This window comes from Streptomyces niphimycinicus, assembly GCF_018883605.1.
In the GTDB taxonomy this organism is placed as follows: domain Bacteria; phylum Actinomycetota; class Actinomycetes; order Streptomycetales; family Streptomycetaceae; genus Streptomyces; species Streptomyces niphimycinicus.
On record NZ_JAHLEM010000746.1, the window covers coordinates 1 to 5,020 of the forward strand.

Sequence of the window (5,020 nt, forward strand, 5' to 3'; positions counted from 1 at the left end):
GAGCTGGCCGCGGCGCATGTGGCGGGGGTCTTCTCGCTGGAGGACGCGTGTGCGCTGGTGGCGGCGCGCGGGCGGTTGATGCAGGCGCTGCCCGAGGGCGGTGCGATGGTGTCGCTGAAGGCCGCGGAGGCCGAGGTGCTGCCGCATCTGGCCGGTTACGAGGACCGGGTGAGTGTGGCCGCGGTCAACGGCCCGGCGGCGACTGTCATCTCCGGTGCGGAGTCGGCGGTGCTGGCGGTGGCGGAGGCGGTGGGGGTCAAGAGCAGGCGGCTGAGCGTCTCGCACGCTTTCCACTCGCCGCTGATGGAGGGGATGCTGGCCGAGTTCGCCGAGGTGGCGGCCGGGATCAGCTACGCCATGCCAGGCACCGCGATCGTTTCGAATGCCACGGGTGAGCCGGTGGGCGAGGAGGTGTGCTCGCCGGAGTACTGGGTGCGCCATGTGCGTCAGGCGGTGCGTTTCGGGGACGGCATCCGGTTCCTCGAAGGGCAGGGTGTCACCCGTTTCGTGGAAATCGGCCCGGCGGGTGTCCTCTCCGCCATGGGCCAGGAGTGCGTCTCCGGCCCGGCCGCGTTCGTCCCCCTCCTGCGCAAGGACCGTGACGAGGCCGAGGCGCTGCTGTCCGGGGTCGCCCAGGTGCACGCTCACGGTGGCGAGGTCGACTGGGAGGGGGTGTTCGCCGGGCGCGGTGCGCGCCGGGTGGCGCTGCCCACGTACGCCTTCCAGCGGCAGCGCTACTGGTTCGACCCCGCCACGCCTGGAACGCCGACCGCCGCCGCCACGGGCGTGTCCTCCGTGGAGGCACGCTTCTGGGAGGCGGTCGAGCGCGAGGATCTGGCGGCGCTGACCACCACCCTGGAGATCGACCAGCAGACGCGGCTCAGCGAGCTGCTGCCCGCGCTCTCCTCCTGGCGCCGGGGCCAGAGCGACCGCGCCACCGTGGACTCCTGGCGCTACCGGATCACCTGGTCCCCGGTCTCCGTCGAAGAACGTACGGCCCCGCTGTCCGGCACCTGGCTGCTGGCCGTGCCCGAGGGCCGGGCCGACAGCGCGCGGGTCGCCGCCGTGGCGGCCGCCCTCGACCGGCGCGGCGCACACATCGCTCCCCTCACCCTGTCCACGAGCGGCCGTGACGCGCTCGCCGAGCGGCTGCGCCGGGCGGTGGCCACCGGGGGCACCCCGGCCGGTGTGCTCTCGCTGCTCGCCCTCGACGACGATCAGCACCCCGAACACACCGCGCTCACCACCGGTCTGGCCCTCAATGTCGGGCTGATCCAGGCGCTGGGCGACGCGGGGATCGCCGCGCCGCTGTGGCTCGCCACCGCCGGGGCGGTATCGGTGAGCGGAGCCGATCCGCTCGGCAGCCCCGCACAGGCCGCCACCTGGGGCCTCGGCCGGGTCGTGGCCCTGGAACACCCGCAGCGGTGGGGCGGTCTGGTCGACCTCCCCGGTGACCTCGACGAGCGGACGGCGGACCGGCTGTGCGCCGCGCTCTCCGGCATCGTCGGCGACAGCGGTCCGGAGGACCAGCTCGCCCTCCGCGACGCCGGGGTGTTCGTCCGGCGGCTCGTGCGGGCGCCGCTGCGCGCACCGGGCCGGGAGAGCTGGAAGCCGCATGGCACCGTACTGATCACCGGGGGCACCGGCGGGCTCGGCGCCCAGGTCGCCCGCTGGCTGGCCCGCTCCGGCGCCGAACATCTCGTGCTCACCAGCCGCCGTGGCCCGGCGGCACCCGGCGCCGCCGAACTGCGCGACGAGCTGACCGCGCTGGGCGAGGGCGGCGTACGGGTGACGGTGGCGGCGTGCGATGTCCGCGACCGCGACGAGGTGGCGGCGCTGCTGCGCCGGACCACCGCCGGGGGCGACCCGGTGCACGCCGTCTTCCACGCCGCGGGCGTCGTGGAGTTCGCCCAGCTCGCCGACAGTACGGTGGCCGACTTCGCGGAGATGGCCGACGGCAAGGTCCTGGGTGCCGCCCATCTGGACGCGCTGCTGGACCAGGACCACCTCGAGGCGTTCGTGCTCTTCTCGTCGATCGCCGCCACCTGGGGGAGCGGTGGACAGAGCGCCTACGCCTCCGCCAACGCCTGTCTGGACGCCCTCGCCGAGCACCGCGCGGCACGTGGCCTCCCCGCCACCTCCGTGGCCTGGGGCCCCTGGGCCGACCACGGCATGATCGAGCACGGCGAGGTGGCGGAGCACCTGAGCCGCCGTGGACTGCCCGCGATGGCACCGCAGTTGGCGGTGGCCGCGCTCGGCGAGGCACTGCACACCGGCGAGACCTCCCTGGTCCTGGCCGATGTGCGCTGGGACCGCTTCGTCCCCGGCTTCACCGCGGCGCGCCCCCGGCCGCTGATCGGCGAACTGCCGGAGGTGCGCGACGCCCTCGCCACCACGGCGGCCGCCCCCGACGGCACGGGGCCGGACGGCGTGGCGGACACCTTCCTGGCGGGCCTGGCGGGCCTTACGGGCGAGGGCCTGGACCGGGCCCTGCGGGACCTGGTGCACGCCCAGGCGGCGGCCGTGCTCGGCCACTCCTCGTCCGACGCGGTGACCGGCGGCCGCCCGTTCAAGGAGCTGGGCTTCGACTCGCTCACCGCCGTGGAACTGCGCAACCGGCTGGCCACGGTCACCGGACTCGACCTGCCCGCCACCCTCGTCTTCGACTATCCGGCACCCGCGCCGCTGGCCGAGTACCTCCGCGGCGAGCTGCCGTCGGCCCGGCCGATGGACGCGCTCACCCTCCTCGACGATCTGGACCGGTGGGAGTCCGCGCTCCCGGAGCTGATCGCCGACGACGGAGTCCGGGAGCGGCTGACGGGCCGTCTCGGCGACCTCATGGCGAAGTTGGGCGGCACGCCCGTGGAGCACACCGGCGGTCCATCCCCCGACACCGAACTCCTTTCCGCTACCGCCGACGAGGTCTTCGACTTCATCGACAACGAATTCGGGGCTTCCTGATGGCGAACGAGAACGAAGAGAAACTCCTCACCTACCTCAAGCGGGTCTCCTCCGATCTCAAGCAGGCCCGTGCGCGGCTGGATCAGATCGAGGCGGACGAGCGGGAGCCGATCGCCATCGTCTCGATGGGCTGCCGCTTCCCCGGCGGTGTCCGCTCACCGGAGGAGCTGTGGCGGCTGGTGGCCGAGGGCCGGGACGCGATCTCGGAGTTCCCCGCCAACCGGGGCTGGGACGTCGAGGGACTCTACGACCCGGATCCGGGCCGGTCGGGCACCTGCAACACCCGCGAAGGCGGATTCGTCCACGACGCCGACCAGTTCGACCCGGCCTTCTTCGGCATCTCCCCGCGTGAGGCGCTGGCCATGGACCCGCAGCAGCGGCTGCTGCTCGAAGTGTCCTGGGAGGCGATCGAACGCGCGGGCATCGACCCGCTCTCGCTCAAGGGGAGCAGGGCCGGGGTCTATGTGGGGCTCGCCTCGTTCCAGTACGGCGGAGACCCGCAGTACGCGCCGCGGAGCGTCGAGGGCCATCTGCTGATCGGCAACGTCTCCAGCGTCGCCTCCGGCCGGATCTCCTACACCCTCGGCCTCGAAGGGCCGGCCGTCACCCTGGACACCGCCTGCTCCTCATCGCTGGTGACCATGCATCTGGCGGCCCAGGCGCTGCGCCGCGGCGAATGCTCGCTGGCGCTGGCCGGAGGGGTGGCGGTGATGGCCACCCCCGGCGTCTTCGTCGAATTCAGTCATCAGCGCGGACTGGCGGCAGGTGGCCGCTGCAAGTCCTTCGCCGCGGGCGCCGACGGCACCGGCTGGGGCGAGGGCGCGGGCATGGTGCTGCTGGAGCGGCTGTCCGACGCCCGCCGCAACGGCCACCCGGTCCTCGCCGTCCTGCGCTCCAGCGCCGTCAACCAGGACGGCGCCAGCAACGGCCTCGCCGCGCCCAACGGCCCGGCCCAGCGCCGCGTCATCGAGGCGGCGCTGGCCGCCGCCGGGCTGACGGTGGACGACGTCGACGCCGTCGAGGCCCATGGCACGGGCACGGCGCTGGGCGACCCGATCGAGGCGGGCGCGCTGCTCGCCACCTACGGCAAGGGCCGCACCTCCGGCCATCCGCTGTGGCTCGGCTCGCTCAAGTCCAACATCGGCCACACCCAGGCGGCGGCCGGGGTCGGCGGGGTCATCAAGACGGTGATGGCGCTGCGCCATGGAACGCTGCCGAGGACACTCCACGTCGACCAGGCGTCCCCGGCCGTCAACTGGTCCTCCGGCGCGGTCGAGCTGCTCACCGAGGCCCAGGAGTGGCCGGAGCGTGGCCGCCCACGCCGCGCCGGGGTGTCCGCGTTCGGCGTGAGCGGCACCAACGCCCATGTCATCCTCGAACAGGCCCCGGCCGCCGGGGAGGACGACGATGACGGCGCACCCGCACTCGAGGGGACCGTGCTCGGCGGCTCCACCGTCCCCTGGGTGCTCTCCGGCAGGAACGAAGCGGCCCTGCGGGCGCAGGCCGAGCGGCTGCTGGCGCGGCTGAACGAACGTCCAGAGCTGTCCCCCGCCGATGTCGGCCATGCGCTCGCCACCGGACGGTCGGCCTTCGAATACCGCGCCGCGGTCGTGGCCGCGGATCACTCCCAACTGCTGGGCCACCTGGGGGCGTTGGCCTCGGGAAAGGTCTCCGCCGGGGTGGTGCGCGGCGAGGGCGCGGCAGTGGTGGAGGCCCGTCCGGTGTTCGTGTTTCCGGGGCAGGGGTCGCAGTGGGTGGGGATGGCGGTGGAGTTGTTGGATTCGTCGCCGGTGTTCGCGGGTCGGATCGCGGAGTGTGAGGTGGCGCTGTCGGGGTTTGTGGAGTGGTCGTTGGTCGAGGTGTTGCGGGGTGGGGGTCCGGGGTTGGGGCGGGTGGATGTGGTGCAGCCGGTGTTGTGGGCGGTGATGGTGTCGTTGGCGGAGGTGTGGCGTGCGTGTGGGGTGGTGCCTGCTGCGGTGGTGGGGCATTCGCAGGGGGAGATCGCTGCGGCGGTGGTTGCGGGTGGGTTGTCGTTGGAGGACGGGGCGCGGGTGGTGGC

At 73.6% G+C, this 5,020-nt stretch carries 2 protein-coding genes; both read left to right on the forward strand.

Features of this window, described 5'->3' with window-relative positions:
- Positions 1-2,961 (forward strand): SDR family NAD(P)-dependent oxidoreductase (locus KN815_RS41690; protein ID WP_216346983.1); only part of this gene is annotated, 2,961 nt, incomplete at its 5' end.
- On the forward strand, positions 2,961-5,020 hold a 2,060-nt coding region (locus tag KN815_RS41695), incomplete at its 3' end, for a type I polyketide synthase (protein ID WP_216346984.1). The genes KN815_RS41690 and KN815_RS41695, both read left to right, overlap by 1 nt.